General features: G+C 73.1%; 16 protein-coding genes. 8 read left to right on the top strand and 8 right to left on the bottom strand.

Annotated elements, in window-relative coordinates; genetic code table 11:
- Positions 1-5 precede the first annotated feature (5 nt).
- Positions 6-710 carry a futalosine hydrolase gene (locus tag ACSU6L_RS20710; RefSeq protein ID WP_437058857.1) on the top strand — a complete coding sequence of 235 codons (705 nt, stop codon included), beginning with the start codon at positions 6-8 and terminating at the stop codon, positions 708-710.
- Positions 700-1,548: a 1,4-dihydroxy-6-naphthoate synthase gene (locus tag ACSU6L_RS20705; protein WP_437058855.1), complete on the top strand. Its 849-nt coding sequence runs from the start codon at positions 700-702 to the stop codon at positions 1,546-1,548. Before ACSU6L_RS20710 ends, ACSU6L_RS20705 begins: the two co-directional genes overlap by 11 nt.
- 16 nt (positions 1,549-1,564) lie before the next feature.
- Here ACSU6L_RS20705 and ACSU6L_RS20700 read toward each other — a convergent pair whose 3' ends face one another.
- On the bottom strand, positions 1,565-1,948 hold the full coding sequence (locus ACSU6L_RS20700; protein WP_437058853.1) for a cold-shock protein: 384 nt from the start codon (positions 1,946-1,948) through the stop codon (positions 1,565-1,567).
- Positions 1,949-2,112: 164 nt separating this feature from the next.
- Between ACSU6L_RS20700 and ACSU6L_RS20695 the strand changes: the two genes are divergently transcribed.
- Positions 2,113-2,382, top strand: a complete 270-nt coding sequence (locus ACSU6L_RS20695; protein WP_437058851.1) for a hypothetical protein — start codon at positions 2,113-2,115, stop codon at positions 2,380-2,382.
- Here ACSU6L_RS20695 and ACSU6L_RS20690 read toward each other — a convergent pair.
- The 3 genes from ACSU6L_RS20690 to ACSU6L_RS20680 form a co-directional block, all read right to left on the bottom strand.
- Complete coding sequence (locus ACSU6L_RS20690) at positions 2,340-2,993, bottom strand: HAD family hydrolase (RefSeq protein WP_437058849.1); 654 nt, start codon at positions 2,991-2,993, stop codon at positions 2,340-2,342. The genes ACSU6L_RS20695 and ACSU6L_RS20690 overlap by 43 nt on opposite strands.
- Positions 2,994-3,084: 91 nt before the next feature.
- Positions 3,085-4,077, bottom strand: a complete 993-nt coding sequence (locus tag ACSU6L_RS20685) for a hypothetical protein (protein WP_437058847.1) — start codon at positions 4,075-4,077, stop codon at positions 3,085-3,087.
- Positions 4,078-4,177: 100 nt separating this feature from the next.
- A complete protein-coding gene (locus ACSU6L_RS20680) occupies positions 4,178-5,773 on the bottom strand; it encodes a substrate-binding domain-containing protein (RefSeq protein WP_437058845.1) in 1,596 nt (531 codons plus the stop codon).
- 194 nt (positions 5,774-5,967) lie between these two features.
- Between ACSU6L_RS20680 and ACSU6L_RS20675 the strand changes: the two genes are divergently transcribed.
- The 3 genes from ACSU6L_RS20675 (at position 5,968) to ACSU6L_RS20665 (ending at position 9,199) form a co-directional block, all read left to right on the top strand.
- A complete protein-coding gene (locus ACSU6L_RS20675) occupies positions 5,968-8,526 on the top strand; it encodes a helicase-associated domain-containing protein (RefSeq protein ID WP_437058843.1) in 2,559 nt (852 codons plus the stop codon).
- A gap of 186 nt (positions 8,527-8,712) precedes the next feature.
- Entirely contained in the window at positions 8,713-8,841 is a 129-nt protein-coding gene (locus ACSU6L_RS20670; protein WP_365919461.1) for a hypothetical protein, read from the top strand.
- A gap of 112 nt (positions 8,842-8,953) precedes the next feature.
- Positions 8,954-9,199 carry a hypothetical protein gene (locus ACSU6L_RS20665; protein ID WP_437058841.1) on the top strand — a complete coding sequence of 82 codons (246 nt, stop codon included), beginning with the start codon at positions 8,954-8,956 and terminating at the stop codon, positions 9,197-9,199.
- Here the strand turns inward: ACSU6L_RS20665 and istB are convergent.
- Entirely contained in the window at positions 9,168-10,427 is a 1,260-nt protein-coding gene (gene istB, locus ACSU6L_RS20660; RefSeq protein WP_437058839.1) for an IS21-like element helper ATPase IstB, read from the bottom strand. The genes ACSU6L_RS20665 and istB overlap by 32 nt on opposite strands.
- 167 nt (positions 10,428-10,594) lie before the next feature.
- On the opposite strand from istB, the gene ACSU6L_RS20655 reads away from it, so the two are divergent.
- Positions 10,595-12,238, top strand: a complete 1,644-nt coding sequence (locus ACSU6L_RS20655) for a DNA repair helicase XPB (protein WP_437058837.1) — start codon at positions 10,595-10,597, stop codon at positions 12,236-12,238.
- On the opposite strand, the gene ACSU6L_RS20650 is transcribed toward ACSU6L_RS20655, so the two are convergent.
- The gene (locus ACSU6L_RS20650) at positions 12,190-13,239 is read right to left on the bottom strand and encodes a glycosyltransferase 87 family protein (RefSeq protein ID WP_437064986.1); all 1,050 of its coding nucleotides are present in this window, start codon (positions 13,237-13,239) and stop codon (positions 12,190-12,192) included. The genes ACSU6L_RS20655 and ACSU6L_RS20650 overlap by 49 nt on opposite strands.
- A gap of 110 nt (positions 13,240-13,349) precedes the next feature.
- Entirely contained in the window at positions 13,350-13,538 is a 189-nt protein-coding gene (locus ACSU6L_RS20645) for a hypothetical protein (protein WP_437058835.1), read from the bottom strand.
- A 474-nt stretch (positions 13,539-14,012) separates the two neighbouring features.
- Between ACSU6L_RS20645 and ACSU6L_RS20640 the strand changes: the two genes are divergently transcribed.
- Positions 14,013-16,040 (top strand): HelD family protein, encoded by a 2,028-nt coding sequence (locus tag ACSU6L_RS20640; protein WP_437064984.1) that lies wholly within the window; start codon positions 14,013-14,015, stop codon positions 16,038-16,040.
- Between the two features lie 27 nt (positions 16,041-16,067).
- Here the strand turns inward: ACSU6L_RS20640 and ACSU6L_RS20635 are convergent, their stop codons facing one another.
- Positions 16,068-16,769, bottom strand: coding sequence for a copper homeostasis protein CutC (locus tag ACSU6L_RS20635; RefSeq protein ID WP_437058833.1), 702 nt, complete (start codon positions 16,767-16,769; stop codon positions 16,068-16,070).
- Positions 16,770-16,845: the final 76 nt, after the last annotated feature.

Below are 16,845 nucleotides of genomic sequence, written 5' to 3'. Positions count from 1 at the left end.
GCCCCATGCGTGTCCTCGTGGCCACCGCCGTCCCCGCCGAACGGGACGCGGTGGCCCGGGCCTTCACCGGATCTCCCGGGTCTGCCGGATCGACCGGATCTGCCGGATACACCGGATACACCGGTCAGGTCCTCGCGGTCGGGGTCGGTCCCGCCCGTGCCGCCGCCGGCACCGCGACCGCGCTGACCGGGGCCGCCCGTGACGGCCGCCCCTTCGGGCTGGTCGTCTCCGCCGGCATCGGCGGCGGCTTCGCCCCCGAGGCGCCCGTCGGCTCGCTGGTCGTCGCCGACGAGATCACCGCGGCCGATCTGGGCGCGGAGACCGCCGACGGTTTCCTGCCGGTCACCGAGCTGGGTTTCGGCACCGTCACCCACCGTCCCCCGGAAACGCTCGTACGGGACGTCACAGCGGCCACCGGGGCCCGCGCGGGCACCGTCCTCACCGTCTCCACGGTCACCGGCACCGCCGACCGCGCCGCGGCCCTGCGCGCCCGGCATCCGCGGGCCCTCGCCGAGGCGATGGAGGGTTTCGGGGTCGCCGAGGCCGCCGCCGTCCACGGGGTGCCCGTGCTGGAGCTGCGGGCCGTCTCCAACCCGGTGGGGCCGCGTGACCGCGGCGCCTGGCGGATCGGGGAGGCGCTGGACGCGCTGGCGGAGGCTTTCGGGAAGCTGGCACCCGTACTGGAAGGTTGGACCTCACATGACCGGTGAGAAGCTGCGCATCGCGTACTCCCCCTGCCCGAACGACACGTTCGTCTTCGACGCCCTGGCTCACGGCCGCGTCCCCGGCGCCCCCGCGCTGGACGTGACCTTCGCCGACATCGACGTCACCAACGGCATGGCCGAGCGCGGCGAGTTCGACGTGCTGAAGGTGTCGTACGCGGTGCTTCCGTACGTCCTCGGCGAGTACACGCTGCTGCCGTGCGGCGGCGCGCTGGGGCGGGGCTGCGGGCCGCTGGTGCTCACGCGGGAGGCGGACGTCGACCTGACGGGGCGTACGGTCGCCGTGCCGAGCGAGAAGTCGACGGCGTACCTGCTGTTCCGGCTGTGGGCGGCCGACACAGTGCCCGGCGGGGTCGGGGAGATCGTGGTGATGCCGTTCCACGAGATCATGCCGGCCGTGCGGGACGGCAAGGTGGACGCCGGACTCGTCATCCACGAGGCCCGGTTCACGTACCGGAACTACGGGCTGCACAAGCTCGCCGACATGGGCGAGCACTGGGAGAGCACCACCGGGCTGCCGATCCCGCTGGGCGCGATCATCGCCAAGCGGTCGCTGGGCGCGGATATGTTGCGCCTGCTCGCCGACTCGATCCGTACGTCCGTACGGGCGGCCTGGGACGACCCGGAGGTGTCCCGCCCGTACGTCATGGAGCACGCCCAGGAGATGGACCCGGCGGTCGCCGACCAGCACATCGGGCTGTACGTCAACGAGTTCACCGCCGGCCTCGGCGAGGACGGCTACGCCGCGGTGCGGGGGCTCCTCACCCGCGCGGCGGCCGAGGGGCTGCTGCCGCCCCTCGGCCCGGATGCGCTGGATTTCCCGTGACGGCTCCAGCGGCTTCTCACACGTCGAGCTGGTCCGCCACCGCGCGGAGCAGGCCGGCGATCTTCTTGCCGGAGGTCTTGTCCGGGTAGCGGCCCTTCTCCAGCATCGGGGTGATGTTCTCGAGGAGGGTCGTCAGGTCCTGGACGATCGAAGCGAGCTCGTCCGGCTTCTTGCGCTGCGCGGCGGCCACCGACGGGGTCGGGTCCAGCAGGGTCACCGACAAGGCCTGGTCGCCGCGCTGACCGGCCACGACGCCGAATTCCACGCGCTGGCCCGGCTTGAGCGTCTCCACTCCGTTGGGGAGAACCGAGGAATGGACGAAGACGTCACCGCCGTCGTCGCGGGAGAGAAAGCCGAAGCCCTTCTCGCTGTTGAACCACTTGACCTTGCCGGTAGGCACGTCTGTCCTCGTCCTCGTACTCGTCGGAAAACTGCTTCGGAAACGGCTCTTGATAGCACTAGAGCGGGTCGCCACTGACCCGCCGGTACCAAGGCTAATGGTCCCGGGGCAGCTGACAAGACGTCGCCCGGTTGTTCCCTCGCGCTGGGAACTACCCTGGTCCGGTGCGTGACAAAACCCAAGCGAATTCCGCAGCGCCCGGTGACCGGCTGGTCCGTGCCGGGGCCGTCGTGTTCTTCCTCGGTGCCGTGGCCACGCTGGTCACGGTGGCCCCGCTGTTCCTCGGCACGACGCCGTTTCCGACGTACATGTTCGCACTGAGCATGCTCATGGGGGTCGGATTTCTGATCGCCGGCGCCGGGGTTCTCCAGTCGGTGGCGGCCGGTCGCCGTCAGGCGCGGGAGGGCTCCGGGGCGTCGGCGCCGTCCAGGTAGGCGGCCAGCCACTCCGGGAACGCGGTCAGGTCGGCGAGGACGGCGTCCGTGCCGGCCTCCCGCAGCTCCGCCGCGCCGAACGGGCCGGTGGCGACCGTCACCGAAAGGGCGTCCGCCGCGCGGGCGGCGCGGATGTCGCCGGTGTGGTCGCCGACGTAGACGCCCGCGGTGTGCTCGCGCAGGGCCACCGCCTTGGCCTCCGCCCAGAGGTCGCCGACCAGCACGTCCGGCTCCAGGCCGAGGTGCTCCAGGTGCAGCTTGGCGTTCGGCTCGTACTTCGCCGTGACGACGATCGCGCGGCCGCCGGACGCCTGTACGGCGGCGATGGCCTCGCGGGCGCCGGGGAGGGCGGGGGTGGCGGTGATGGCGTGCGCCGGATACATCGACCGGTACAGGTCGGCGACGGCCGGGACGTCCTCCTCCGGGAACCAGTTCCGCAGCTCCTCCGTCAGCGGCGGGCCCAGGCGGGTCACCGCGAGGTCGGCGTCGACGAACGTGCCCGTGCGCTCGGCGAGGGCCTGGTAGCAGGCGTGGATGCCGGGGCGGGAGTCGATCAGGGTCATGTCCAGGTCGAAGCCGACGGTGAGGGGGGTGCGCGCGGTGTAGGCCATGTGGGTCATTGTGCCGGGGCCGTGTCGTGGCCGGGCGGGGGTGGGGTGCGCGGCCCGCGGGCTCACCGGCGGAATCCCCTACCGGTCTTTCCTACCGGTCTTTCTGCGAGCGCCACACCAGGAACGCCGCCGACGCCAGCGCCGCGCCCCGCAACACCCACGGCCAGGTCTCCGAGATCGCCGCGCTCATCTCGCCCTCGGCGATCGGGGCGCCCCAGCGGCCCTCCGTGCGGCCCCAGAGCCAGGTGAAGCCGCCCGCGACCGCCAGGCCGGGGAGGAACATGACCGCCCACTTGATCTCGAACTGGGTCAGGCGGCGGGAGATGTAGACGATGAGCCAGCCGAAGGCCAGGACGAGGATGTTGCGGAGGACCGCGCCGGCGACCAGGAGGGCGGCGGCGAACAGGAGCAGCGGATTGCTCCAGGTGCCCGGGGACGGCAGGAACCGGCGGCGGCCTTCCCGGGGCTCCTCCGCCTCCGCGTCCGCCTCCTCCTCGGCCTCCCTCGCTCGCGCCTTCTCCCCTGGCTCCTTCTCCTTCTCCCTCACCGGAGGCTTCAGCAGGTCCGGGATCTCCACGCCGCCGACGAAGCCCGGCACCGCCTCCCCGGCGTCGAAGGGTGTGCCCTCCACCCGCCACCAGTCGGGCTGGACGGCGCTGTCCCCGAGTTCGTGGGCGCCCGCGAGGTGGGGCGGGGCGGGGGCGTCGTCGGCCGGCCGGGGTTCGGCGGGGCGGGGGCGGGGGACGACCCGGCGCAGGCCCTTGGGGAGCCGGCGCTCGCGGGGGGCCGGGGGCTCCGGGTCCCGCTGGACCGGCACGGTCGCGGGCGGCGGCTCCGCGACGGCGTGCTGCGGTCCCGTGCCGCCCGCGGCGCTGACCACGTCGTCGGGGCTGCCGATGCGGTCGATGATGCGGCGGACCGCGGCGGGGCTGTCCACGGGTGCCTTCGCCCGCCGCCGGTCGATCTCGTCCCGGAGCTGGGAGACGAGCCGCATCCGGGTCGCGGAGGGCAGCTGCCGCTGCTGCGCCACGTCGCCGACGCGGCTCAGGTACTCGTAGACGACCTTGTCACTCTCGATGCCCACGCTGTCCCCTCCGGGGCGGGTGTGCCGGTTGCCGGGTTCCGGATTCCGCCGGATTCCCCGGGGGACGACGTTAGCGCAGGGCCGGGCGGGCGACGGCACGTCAGGTCGGTTCGCACAGGCCCGGCTTGTCCACCTCCGAGCAGAGCCGGGCGTACGGGCCGAGGGTCTCGCGGCCGGCCTCCACGGTGAGGAAGCTGAGGAACGCCTGGGCGAGGGAGCCGTCGGGGGCGCGGCCGTAGGTGTAGGCGTACTCGGTCTCCCAGTACGGGTAGTCGCCCTGCTCCACGCCGGTGAGGGTCGGTTCCTGGCCGTCGATGCGCAGCAGGACCACGCCGTCCTCCCGTTCCGCGCTGCTGACCTCGCTGTAGCCGAGGGCGCCGGGGATGTCGGCGGTCATGTCCACCAGTGTGCTGGTCTTGCCCACCTCGCAGGCGCCCCAGGTGGCGGGGGTGAGGGCGGTGCAGTCGGAGACGGTGGGCGCCACCGGCTCCTTGCCGCCGAGGACCCGTTCGACGAGGGCGGTGCGGGTGCCGGAGCCGCGGTGTCTGTTCACCAGGTGGACGGGGATGTCCGCGCCGCCGACCTCGGACCAGCGCTTCACCTTTCCGGTGTAGATGTCGCGGATCTGTTCGCGGGTGAGGTCCTCGACGTCCGCGTCCGCGTTGACGACCAGGGTGTACGGCAGGTACGCGAGCGGGCGGCTGAGCAGGCGGGGGTGGTTGCCGAGGGCCTTGCCGTCGGAGAAGGCGATGTGGTCGGCGAGCCCCTCGCCCGGCTCGATCCCGGCGTCCTCGCCGACCCGCTCCAGGTCGTTCAGGCCCTCGGTGCTGCCGCCGAAGGTGTCCGCGGTGACCGGGATGCTGACCTCGGCGCGCCGGCAGCGGTCCGTGTACGCGGCGGCGGCCTTGCGCACGGCGGGCTCGAACGCGGTGGAGCCGTGCAGGTACAGGGTGCCGCCCACGCAGTCCCTGGGGGCGGGTTCGGGGGCGAAGGTCAGGGTGGCCGCCTGGATCAGGACGCCCAGCGCCAGCAGGGTGACGAACACCCAGCCGGGCCTCGACGCGAACCGGTGGCTCTCCGTCTTGGACATCTTGAACTTGACGAACCGGGCGAGCAGGCCGCGTCCGTTGCCGCCGCTGACGTCGGCGCGGAACACCGGGTCGGGGAAGTCCTCCCGCTGGTCGCCGGAGGTGCTCTCCAGGACGGCGAGCACCTTGTAGTGGGCGCGGCGGTTGAGTTTGACCTTGGGCAGCCGGATGAGTCCGGCGCCGTTCTCCTCGCCGTAGCCGAAGCCGCCGACCTCCTCGGTGAAGAAGTCCCGCAGCTCGGGCTGGCTGGGCTCGGTGACGACGGCGCCCGCGACCCGGCGGTACTGGAAGGTGACGCGGATGCCGGTCTTGTCGGACTCGGAGGTGAGGTAGTCGCCCTCGACGATGGGCTGCCAGCCGGCGTTCTCGATCCGCAGCAGGACGAACGACGGGTTGGTGAGGGTGCTGCCGTGGTCGTCGTGGAGTTCGCGCAGCACTCCGGCGTACGGGGAGTGGGCGGTGTCCGTGGCCAGCGTGTCCATCTGCACGCGGTAGCCGAGCCGCTTGCGTCCGACGACCCCGAACTCCCACCCGAACGCGGCGAGGGGCACCACGATGCTGAGGATCGCGATGATCGTGTCGAGGTCCCAATCGATGCCGAGACTCACCGTCGAACTCCCTGAAGTCAGCGCCCGGTTGACGGGGGAGCCTCAGGGTGACCAGTGCGGGCGGAGGGTTGCCAGGGGTGCCGGAATCGTCCGCGCGGAATTCATCCGGGCGCCATCTGGGAAACGTTCCGTTCGCCCCTCCGGCCCTTGCGCGGGCCTGCTGCCGCGTGCCGCCACCCGCTAACGTTGACCGGATGAGCACCGAGGAGAAGCCCGCGGCCCCCCGGTCCCTCGCGGAAGCGCTCCGCGCCCGGGACGACGCCTCCCTTGCCGCGCTTCTGCGCAGCCGGCCGGACCTCATCACCCCCGTGCCGACGGATCTGACGCAGCTCGCCACCCGCGCGGGGACCCGCGCCTCGGTGGTGCGCGCGCTGGAGCGGCTGGACCGGTTCACGCTGCAGACGGCGCAGGCGCTGGCCGTGGCCTCGGATCCGGCGTCGTACGAGGAGCTGCTCGGCCTGATGGCGGGCGACGGCGGTGATCCGCCGGTGGCGGCGGCGCTGCCGCGCGCGCTGGGCGTGCTGCGCGAGCAGGCGCTGGTGTGGGGTGGCGACGACCGGCTGCGGCTGGTGCGCACCGCCCGTGAACTCCTCGCGCCGAGCCCGCAGCACCCGTCGCCGACCGGTCTCGGGCCTACGGTGCAGGAGGCGACGGCGGGTATGTCGCCGGGGCGGATCCAGGAGCTGGTGGCGACGGCCGGGCTGCCGTCCACCCACGACTCGGTGTCCGCGGCGGCCTCGCTGACCGGGCTGTTCCGCGACCGTGCCCGGATGCGGGCGCTGCTCGCCAAGGCGCCCGAGGAGTCGCTGCAGGTGCTGGAGCGGCTGACGTGGGGCCCGCCGTACGGGCAGGTCACGGCGGATCCGGCGCCCCGGCTGCGGTGGCTGCTGGACCGCGGGCTGCTGCTGCCGACCGCGCCCGGCACGGTGGTGCTGCCGCGTGAGGTGGCGCTGCATCTGCGGGCGGGCCGCGCGCACCGGGCGCCGGAGCCGGTGCCGCCGGCCGTGGAGGCGGCGGCCGCGCACCGTCCACAGGTTGTGGACGCGACGGCGGCCGGGCAGGCGCTGTCGGCGCTGGCGACTGTCGAGGAGCTGATGAAGGAGTGGGACGAGGGCGGCCCGGCCGTGCTGCGGGCCGGCGGGCTGAGCGTGCGGGACCTCAAGCGGACCGCCGTCGCCCTGGACGTCTCGGAGCCGGTCGCCGCGTTCTGGGTGGAGCTGGCCTACGCCGCCGGGCTGATCGCCTCCGACGGCGAGGCCGACGAGCGGTACGCCGCCACGCCCGTCTACGACGAGTGGCTGGAGCGGCCCGCCGCCGAACGCTGGGGCCTGCTCGCCGAGGCGTGGCTGGCGGCCACCCGCACCGCCGGGCTGGTCGGCGGGCGGGACGCCAAGGACCGTACGTTGTCGGCGCTGGGCCCGGGTCTCGACCGCTCGGCGGCCCCGGAGGTACGGCACCGGGTGCTCGCCCTGCTCGCCGGGCTGCCGGAGGGCGCGGCCCCCGACCCCGAGTCGGTGCTGGCCAGGCTGCACTGGGAGCGGCCCGCGCGCGGCGGCCGGGGCACCGAGGACGATCTGCGCGGGCGGCTCGCCCGGTGGGCGCTGTCGGAGGCGGAGCTGCTGGGTGTGACCGGGCGCGGTGCGCTGTCCGGGCACGGGCGGGCCCTGCTGGGGGCACCGGCGCCGGAGCCCGCCCCCGCCGGTGAACCGGAGGGTCCGGGCGACAAGCTGCCCGTGCACCATCACCACCGCCACCCCGCCCCGGTCCTCGCCGCCCTCTCTCCCGCCGAGCAGGCCACGGCCACCGCGGCCGCCGTCCGGCTGCTCGGCCCGCTGCTGCCCGAGCCGCTGGACCACGTGCTGCTCCAGGCCGACCTGACGGCGGTGGCGCCGGGGCCGCTCCAGCGGCCGCTGGCGGAGACGCTGGGTGTGCTCGCCGAGGTGGAGTCCAAGGGCGGGGCGACCGTCTACCGCTTCACGCCCGCCTCGGTACGCCGGGCCCTGGACGCCGGCCGGGCCGCCGCCGACCTGCACGCCTTCCTCGCCGAGCACTCCCGTACGCCGGTGCCGCAGCCGCTCGCCTACCTGATCGACGACGTGGCCCGCAGGCACGGCCACCTGCGGGTCGGCGCCGCCGCGGCGTACGTCCGCTGCGATGACGACGCGCTGCTCAGCGAGATCCTCGCCGACAAGCGGTCGGCGGGGCTGCGGCTGCGCCGGCTGGCGCCGACCGTGCTGGCCGCGCAGGCCGACCCGGCGGCGCTGCTGGAGGGGCTGCGCGCGATGGGTTTCGCGCCGGCCGCCGAGTCCGCCGAGGGCGACGTGCTGATCACCCGCGCGCACGCCCACCGCACCCCGCCGCGCACCGCTCCGGAGCCGGTGCCGGACGGTCCCCCGGCGCCCGACGCGACGCTGCTCACGGCGGCTATCCGGGCGATCAGGGCGGGCGACCTGGCCGCCACCGCCCCGCGCAAGCCGAACCCGGGCGCCGCCGCCGCGCCCGTCACCGGCGGTGAACTGCCGCGCACGAGTTCCGCCGAGACCCTCGCGACCGTGCAGGCCGCCGTCCTCACCGGGCAGGCCCTGTGGATCGGCTACGTGAACGCGGAGGGTGCCGCCAGCCAGCGGGTGATCGGCCCGGTGCGGGTCGAGGGCGGCTTCGTGACGGCGTACGACCACACCGCGGACGAGGTCCGCACCTTCGCCCTGCACCGGATCACGGGGGTGGCGGAGCTGGCGGACGACGACGTCTGACGGTCACCCGTGCGGGTGTACGTCCGCGTTCATGCACGCCACGCCGGACACTTCCCACCCATGAGGGAGCTTCCCGGGCCTGTCGCATTCCGGTGCGGGGCGCCGGGCAGCCACCGGTTGTCCTGATGAAGCCCCGAGCCGCCCGGCGGGCGGTTCGGACGAGCACAACCGAAAGGAAGTCCCTCCATGCGCGCAGCCCGTCGTGTGGCCGCCGTCCTGTCCGCCGCCGCCCTCATGTTCGGCGCCCTGACCACTCAGGCCGCCGCCATCAGCATCGACGTCGCCGGACTGGTCATCGAGACACCGCAGGTCTGACAGGTCCGAAACGCCGTCCCACGCGCCCAGGGCCGGTCCCACGAGTCCCCGGGACCGGCCCGCCGTTCGCCCCCGACGCCCCCCTCATTTCGCTGAAAGGCCCTGAGGTCCCATGCGTTCGAGACTCCCCGACCACTCCTGTCACACCCGTTCCACCGCCATCGCGGTCTCGCTGGCCGCCCTGATCTCGGCGGCCGCGCTGGTCGTCGGCGCGCTGGCCCCGCAGGCCTCAGCGGCCCCCTCGGCCGCGCCGCTGCCGCTGCCGCTGCCCGCGATCGCCTCGGAGCCCCTGATCACGGAAGGGGTGACCATCGAGGGGCCGCTGATCAACACGCTGGCTCTGCCCACGCTGAAGTAGTCCGGCGCTTGCGGTAGCTGTCGCCTTCGAGCCGTACGGTCTCCGCGTGGTGGGTCAGGCGGTCCACCATCGCGAGGACGGCCGGGCCGTCGAACACCTCGTGCCAGCGCTCCAGCGGACGGTCGCTGGTCACGATCACCGAGCCGCGTTCGTAGCGGTGCGCGACCAGCCGGAACAGCAGCCTGGCCGCCTCCGTGTCGAAGGGCACGTAGCCGACCTCGTCGACGATCAGCAGGGCGCTGTCGTCGAGGCCGGCCAGTTCCTCGGAGAGCCGGCCCGCCGCGTCGGCCCGCGCCAGCCGGGCGGCCCACTCCACGGCGGTCGCGAACAGCACCCGGTGCCCGGCCTGGCAGGCGCGCAGCCCGAGCCCGATCGCGAGATGGGTCTTGCCGGTGCCGGGGGCGCCGGTGAACAGCACGTTGCGGCGGGCGGCGACGAAGTCCAGCTTGCCGAGCCGGGCCACCGTGTCCCGGTCGAAGGCGCGCGGGTACTCCGCGTCGAAGTCCTCCAGCTGCTTGCGGGCGGGGAACCCGGCGGCCCGGACGCGGTCCTCGGCGTGCGCCTCGCGCTCGAGCGGGCCGGGCTGGGCGGGGATGGGCAGGGGGGTGGCGGGCAGAGGGGTGACGGGCAGGGGGGTGGTGGACGGCTCGGGCCCGGCGGACGGTTCGGGCTCGCCCGTCCGCCGGCCGTGCTCCTTGGGGTGGTGCTCGGAGCGGGCGACCATCTCCCCCGACATGTACGCCAGGATCGCGGCGGAGACGATGAACGCCATGTGGATCAGCGTGCCCCACAGCAGCGAGTGCTGGGGGGTGTGCTCCACGTCCACGAACATCTGCAGCAGGTGCACGGACGAGATGCCCACGATGGCGGTGGCCAGCTTGACCTTCAGCACGTTGGGGTTGACGTGCGAGAGCCATTCCGGCTGGTCGCGGTGGCCCTGGAGGTCGATCCTGGAGACGAAGGTCTCGTAGCCGCCGACGATCACCATGATCAGCAGGTTGGCGATCATCACGACGTCGACCAGCTTCAGCACCGCGAGCATCACGTACGTCTCGTCGGCCCGGCCGGCCACGCATCTCACGATTAACGTCCACAGCTCGTTGAAGAACTTGTAGACGTACACGCCCTGGACGACGACCAGACCGAAGTAGAGCGGGGCCTGGAGCCAGCGGGTGGCGAACAGGGCGTACCCGAGGGTGGCGGTCGGCGGGGGCGGCGTACGTGTCATGGACTGCACGATGCGCCATTCTTCGCAGGGGCCCGCCGTACGGCCGCACGCTGCCACCCGCAGGACTGAATAGACATCCTGTAGGAACAGCCGACGACAGGACGAGCCGACGACCCGGGTGAATCAGGCACACTGGACGTTTGGCCGCGCGGAAGGGAAGTACGCACGTGAACGGTCCACTCATCGTCCAGTCCGACAAGACCCTGCTCCTGGAAGTCGACCACGAGCGGGCCGACGACTGCCGTCGGGCCATCGCGCCCTTCGCGGAGCTGGAGCGGGCGCCGGAGCACATCCACACCTACCGGGTGACCCCGCTCGGCCTGTGGAACGCGCGCGCCGCCGGGCACGACGCCGAGCAGGTGGTGGACGCGCTCGTCGAGTACAGCCGCTACCCCGTGCCGCACGCCCTGCTCGTCGACATCGCCGAGACGATGGACCGCTACGGCCGGCTGTCCCTGGTCAAGCACCCCGCGCACGGCCTGGTGCTGACCACCACGGACCGTCCGGTGCTGGAGGAGGTGCTGCGCTCCAAGCGGATCGCGCCGCTGGTCGGCACCCGGATCGACCCGGACACGGTGGCCGTGCACCCCTCCGAGCGCGGGCAGATCAAGCAGGTGCTGCTGAAGCTGGGCTGGCCGGCGGAGGACCTCGCCGGGTACGTGGACGGCGAGGCGCACCCGATCGATCTCGCCGAGGACGGCTGGGCGCTGCGGCCCTACCAGAAGCAGGCGGTGGAGAACTTCTGGCACGGCGGGTCCGGTGTCGTCGTGCTGCCCTGTGGTGCCGGGAAGACGCTGGTCGGGGCCGGGGCGATGGCCGAGGCCAAGTCGACCACGCTGATCCTCGTCACCAACACCGTCTCCGCGCGGCAGTGGAAGCACGAGCTGGTGAAGCGCACCTCGCTGACCGAGGACGAGATCGGCGAGTACAGCGGTACGCGCAAGGAGATCCGGCCGGTCACCATCGCCACGTACCAGGTGCTGACGACCAGGCGGAAGGGCGTCTACCCGCACCTGGAGCTGTTCGACTCCCGGGACTGGGGTCTGATCGTCTACGACGAGGTGCACCTGCTGCCCGCGCCGGTCTTCAAGTTCACCGCCGACCTCCAGGCGCGCCGCCGTCTGGGTCTGACGGCGACGCTGGTCCGTGAGGACGGCCGGGAGTCCGACGTCTTCTCACTGATCGGCCCCAAGCGGTTCGACGCGCCGTGGAAGGAGATCGAAGCGCAGGGGTACATCGCGCCGGCGGACTGCGTCGAGGTCCGGGTGAACCTGACCGACGCCGAGCGGCTGGCCTACGCGACGGCCGAGGCGGAGGAGAAGTACCGGTTCTGCGCGACCACGGACACCAAGCGGAAGGTCACGGAGTCGATCGTCCGGCGCTTCGCGGGCCAGCAGATCCTGGTCATCGGCCAGTACATCGACCAGCTCGACGAGCTGGGTGAACACCTCGGCGCGCCCGTGATCAAGGGTGAGACGACCAACGCCCAGCGCGAGAAGCTGTTCGACGCGTTCCGGCAGGGCGAGATCAGCGTCCTGGTGGTGTCGAAGGTCGCCAACTTCTCCATCGACCTGCCCGAGGCGACGGTCGCCATCCAGGTCTCCGGCACTTTCGGCTCCCGCCAGGAGGAGGCCCAGCGCCTCGGCCGGGTCCTGCGCCCCAAGGCGGACGGCCACCAGGCGCACTTCTACTCCGTCGTCGCCCGCGACACCATCGACCAGGACTTCGCCGCCCACCGCCAGCGGTTCCTCGCGGAACAGGGTTACGCGTACCGGATCGTCGACGCGGACGAGCTGCTGGCGGAGAGCTGAGGCCGCAGCGCCACCAGCAGGGCCAGCCCGAGCAGTGGGTACGGCGATGCCAGGGGCTGCTGCCACCAGGGGAGGTGGAGGTCCAGGTCGCCCGTGTGGGGGAGGAGCCACATGGTGCGGGCGGTGAAGGCGGCGGTGGTCAGCGCCGCCAGGCGGACGTGGCCCCGCGCTACGAGGACCGCGATCAGCGGGACGCACCACACCCAGTGGTGGGACCAGCTGATCGGGGAGACGAGCAGGGCGGTGACGGCGGTCAGGAGGATGCCGTGGCGGTCGTCGGACGCCTGCGCGGCCAGCCACAGCCCGCCGGCCGCCGTGAGCAGTGCGGGCAGCCACCAGGCCGGGCCGGGGGCGGTCTCGCCGAGCATCCGGGCGACCAGGCCCTGGAGGGACTGGTTGTCGACGATCCACGGTTTGCCGACGCGGCCGGTCTCGTAGAGGCGGCGCAGCCAGAAGTCGGCGCTGGCGGCGGGGAGCACCAGGGCGCCCAGGAGGGCGGTTCCGGTGAGGGCCGCCGTCGCCAGTGCCGCCTCGCGTCGGCGGCCGGTGAGCAGCAGGTACGCGATGAAGACGGCCGGTGTCAGTTTGATCCCGGCCGCGACGCCGACCGCCACGCCCTTGCCGCGGGCGCCGTCCGGGCGGGTCAGGTCCCACAGGACCAGGCAGGCGAGGACGAGGTTGATCTGGCCGAACAGCAAGGTCTGGAAGACGGGTTCCAGCCAGAGCGCGAGGGCTGTCGCGGCGCAGAGGGCGGGCGGGCGCAGGGACAGGCCCGCGAGGCGGGCGGAGAGGTGGACCAGGCAGAAGAGGAGGACGGTGTTGGCCCCCAGGAAGGCCGCCTTGAGGGCGCTCGCGGGGAGCCACGCGGTGGGGGTGAAGAGAAGGGCGGCGAAGGGCGGGTAGGTGGCCGGGAGATGCCACTCGGTGACCGTGAAGCCGTACAGGTCACGGCCGTCGAGGACCGCCTCGCCCTCCGCCTGGTAGACCAGCGCGTCCGCCATCGGGACGTGCTGGGCCACGCACAGCACGGCGAAGGCCGTGAGGGAGACCGCGAGGAAGAGACAGGGTTTTACGGAACGTGCACGGCGGGTCACCCGGTGACCCTAGACCGTCACTTGCGCCGGACGCCCGCCTCCTCGCCGTACTCGCCGAGGATGATCACGTCGAAGGCGGCACCCGCGAACACCTTCACGGCCCGCAGCGCGTCGCCGAACCGGTGCCGGTGGTGGTCGACGACGGCGGTGGCGCCGGAGGGCGGCCGGACGGAGGCCGAAGCTGGGGTGATGGCTGCTGCACTCATGTCTCCATGGTGCTTTTGCGGACATAAGCGCCGCATCGGTCTCCGGTCCCCTTCGCCCCCTAGGGGGTGTCTCGTCGATCAGGCCGGATCAGGGAGCGGCGTCTGGTGCCGTGCATCGCAAGGCGGAGGAGGGAGCCGATGCGGCGCATCGGGGACCGACGACAACGCGGCGAGGCGCGGTGCCAGGCGCCGCGAGCCCGGCATGATCGGCGAGACGCCCCCTGGGGGGTGTCTCGCCGTGAGAGGGAAAACCGTTGGCCCGGCCTCCCCCCGCTCCTCTAAAATCTCCGCTCTTGCCCGCCTCCGCATGGAGCGCCGCCGCCCGGACGGAAACCGGTCGGCATTCCGCAGCCACCCACACGTGCAGGTCCCTACGGAGGCACCCCCTTGTCCACCGCCGACCCCGCGGCCCCCGCCGACCCCCTGTCCCGCGAGCGCTCCCACCTCGCCGCGTCCCGTGCCGCGCTGCGGGCGATGCGTGAGGACGTGGAGGCGCTGGACATCAGCGACGTCACCGCGAACTGGGTGAACGCGCAGATCCTGGAACGCCAGATCGACGAGCGGATCAAGGCGCTCGCCGACCTCAGCGACACCCCGCTGTTCTTCGGCCGCCTGGACTATCTGCACGCGCCGGGGGCGGACCAGGCGGAGGGCGCGGAGGGCGAGCGCCCGCGGCCGGAGGCCGCATATCAAACACTGCACATCGGGCGGCGGCACGTGCACGACGCCGACGGCGACCCGATGGTGATCGACTGGCGGGCGCCGGTGTCGCAGCCGTTCTACCGGGCGTCGAAGAAGGACCCGATGGACGTCGGGCTGCGCCGCCGGTTCGGCTACACCGGCGGCGAGCTGACCGCGTACGAGGACGAGCACCTGTCGGACCCGGCGGAGGCGGCGCGCACCAGCAAGCTGCTCCAGCAGGAGATCGAGCGGCCGCGTGTGGGGCCGATGCGGGACATCGTCGCGACCATCCAGCCGGAGCAGGACGAGATCGTGCGTTCGGGGCTGGGCGGGTCTGTGTGCGTGCAGGGCGGCCCCGGCACCGGGAAGACCGCCGTCGGCCTGCACCGGGTGGCCTACCTCCTCTACGCCCACCGCGAGCGGCTGGCCCGCACCGGCACCCTCGTCATCGGGCCGAACCGCTCCTTCCTGCACTACATCGAGCAGGTGCTGCCCGCGCTGGGCGAGTTGACGGTGCGGCAGGCGACCGTGGACGACCTGGTGGCGCACGTGGAGGTGCGCGGCACGGACGAGGCGGCGGCGGCCGTCGTCAAGGGCGACGCGCGGATGGCGGAGGTGCTGCGCCGGGCCGTCTACTCGCACGTGACGATGCCCACCGAGCCGGTCGTGGTGGTGCGCGGTTCGCGGCGGTGGCGGGTCCCGGCGTACGAACTGGAGGACATAGTCCGCGAGTTGCTGGACCGGGACATCCGCTACGGCGCCGCCCGCGAGGCCCTGCCGCAGCGGATCGCGCACGCGGTGCTGGTGCAGATGGAACGCGCGGGCGAGGCCCCGGACGACCGGGTGCAGGACGCGGTGGCCCGCAACAGCGCGGTGAAGGCGGCGGTGAAGACGATCTGGCCCGCGGTGGACCCGGCGAAGCTGGTGCTGCGACTGCTGGCGGACGCGGACTTCCTCGCGGCGCACGCGGACGGGATCCTCTCCGAGGACGAGCAGAAGACGATCCTGTGGGCGAAGCCGGCCCGGTCGGTGAAGTCGGCGAAGTGGTCGGCGGCGGACGCGGTGCTGATCGACGAGGCGGCGGACATCGTGGAGCGCACGCACTCGCTGGGGCATGTGGTGCTGGACGAGGCGCAGGACCTGTCCCCGATGCAGTACCGGGCGGTGGGGCGCCGCTGCACGACCGGCAGCGCGACCGTGCTCGGCGACCTGGCGCAGGGCACCACGCCGTGGGCGACGCGCAGCTGGCAGGAGGCGCTGACGCACCTGGGCAAGGCGGACGCGGTGATCGAGGAGCTGACGGCCGGTTTCCGCGTGCCGACGGACGTGATCACGTACGCGTCCCGGCTGCTGCCGCACATCGCGCCGGGTCTCACGCCGGTCGCGTCGATCCGTGAGAACCCGGGCTCCTTCGAGGTGCGGGCGGTGTCCGGGAACGGCGATGTGGTGACGGCCTGCGAGGAGTCGCTGCGCAACGAGGGCTCGATCGGCCTGATCGCCGCCGACGCGCGGATCCCGGCGCTCGCGGAGGCGCTGACGGAGGCCGGGATCCCGTTCCTGGCCCCGGGTGAGGAGACCACCCTGGAGACCCGGCTGACGCTGGTCCCGGCCTCGCTCGCGAAGGGTCTGGAGTACGACTACGTGGTGCTGGACGAGCCGCAAGCGGTGGTCGACGGCGAACCCGACGAGCGCACCGGCCTGCGCCGCCTGTACGTGGCGCTGACCCGGGCGGTGTCGGGCCTGACGGTGACGCACGCGGCCGCCCTGCCGCCGCAGCTCGCCCAGGACCCCGAACAGGACCCCGACCGGGACCCCGAATAGGACCCCGAACAGGACCCCGAAGGGGGGTCACCCCTCGTCGAGCACCTTCCGCCACTCCGCGACCGCGTCGGCGGACACCGGCCCGTCCCAGCCCTGCGGGCGGGCCGCGCCGCCGATGTGGAAGCCGTCGATCCCGGCGGCCAGCAGGCGCGGCACGTGGTCCAGGCGCAGTCCGCCGCCGACCAGGATCTGCGGCTCGTACCCGGGCTCCCGGTACCGTGCCGCCTCGGTGAGCAGGGTGGGCAGGCCGTCGTCGACGCCGGCGGGTGAGCCGGCGGTGAGATAGGTGTCCAGTCCGGGCAGGCCGTCGAGCTGCTTGCGCAGGGCGTCGCGGTCGGCGGCCCGGTCTATGGCCCGGTGGAAGGTCCAGGGGCAGCCGTCCAGCGCGGCGACGATCCGTTCCACGGCGGGCACGTCGACCCCGCCGTGCGGGTCGAGGAAGCCGAGCACGAACTGGTCGGCCCCGGCGTCGCGCAGTTCCCGGGCGACGCCGACGAGCCGGTCGATCCCGTCGGCGCCTCCGGCCGAGAACCCGTCGGCGAGCCGCAGCATCACGCGCAGCGGGATGTCGACCGCGGCGCGGATCCCGGTGAACCCGGCGGTCGACGGGGTGAGTCCGTCGGCGGCCATGTCGGTGACCAGCTCGAGGCGGTCCGCGCCTCCGGCCTGGGCGGCGATCGCGTCCTCGGGGTCGAGGGCGATCACCTCCAGGACTGCACGCTTGCTCATGGGACCCCATTCGTCGTCGGCGAGTGTGCGGCTCTACAGGTCTAGTCCAATCAAAGACTACGCCTGTCCGGGCCGC

It is taken from the genome of Streptomyces sp. enrichment culture (assembly GCF_964272855.1).
Classification (GTDB): Bacteria; Actinomycetota; Actinomycetes; order Streptomycetales; family Streptomycetaceae; genus Streptomyces.
This window is presented reverse-complemented; position numbering and strand designations above follow the sequence as displayed.

Coding starts and splice junctions, on each gene's coding strand:
- ACSU6L_RS20705 (WP_437058855.1), top strand. CDS start 700: ATGACCGGTGAGAAGCTGCGCATCGCGTACTCCCCCTGCCCGAACGAC.
- istB (WP_437058839.1), bottom strand. CDS start 10,427: ATGACACGTACGCCGCCCCCGCCGACCGCCACCCTCGGGTACGCCCTG.
- ACSU6L_RS20645 (WP_437058835.1), bottom strand. CDS start 13,538: ATGAGTGCAGCAGCCATCACCCCAGCTTCGGCCTCCGTCCGGCCGCCC.
- ACSU6L_RS20635 (WP_437058833.1), bottom strand. CDS start 16,769: ATGAGCAAGCGTGCAGTCCTGGAGGTGATCGCCCTCGACCCCGAGGAC.
- ACSU6L_RS20640 (WP_437064984.1), top strand. CDS start 14,013: ATGCGTGAGGACGTGGAGGCGCTGGACATCAGCGACGTCACCGCGAAC.
- ACSU6L_RS20710 (WP_437058857.1), top strand. CDS start 6: ATGCGTGTCCTCGTGGCCACCGCCGTCCCCGCCGAACGGGACGCGGTG.
- ACSU6L_RS20650 (WP_437064986.1), bottom strand. CDS start 13,239: ATGGCGGACGCGCTGGTCTACCAGGCGGAGGGCGAGGCGGTCCTCGAC.
- ACSU6L_RS20690 (WP_437058849.1), bottom strand. CDS start 2,993: ATGGCCTACACCGCGCGCACCCCCCTCACCGTCGGCTTCGACCTGGAC.
- ACSU6L_RS20675 (WP_437058843.1), top strand. CDS start 5,968: ATGAGCACCGAGGAGAAGCCCGCGGCCCCCCGGTCCCTCGCGGAAGCG.
- ACSU6L_RS20670 (WP_365919461.1), top strand. CDS start 8,713: ATGCGCGCAGCCCGTCGTGTGGCCGCCGTCCTGTCCGCCGCCGCCCTC.
- ACSU6L_RS20665 (WP_437058841.1), top strand. CDS start 8,954: ATGCGTTCGAGACTCCCCGACCACTCCTGTCACACCCGTTCCACCGCC.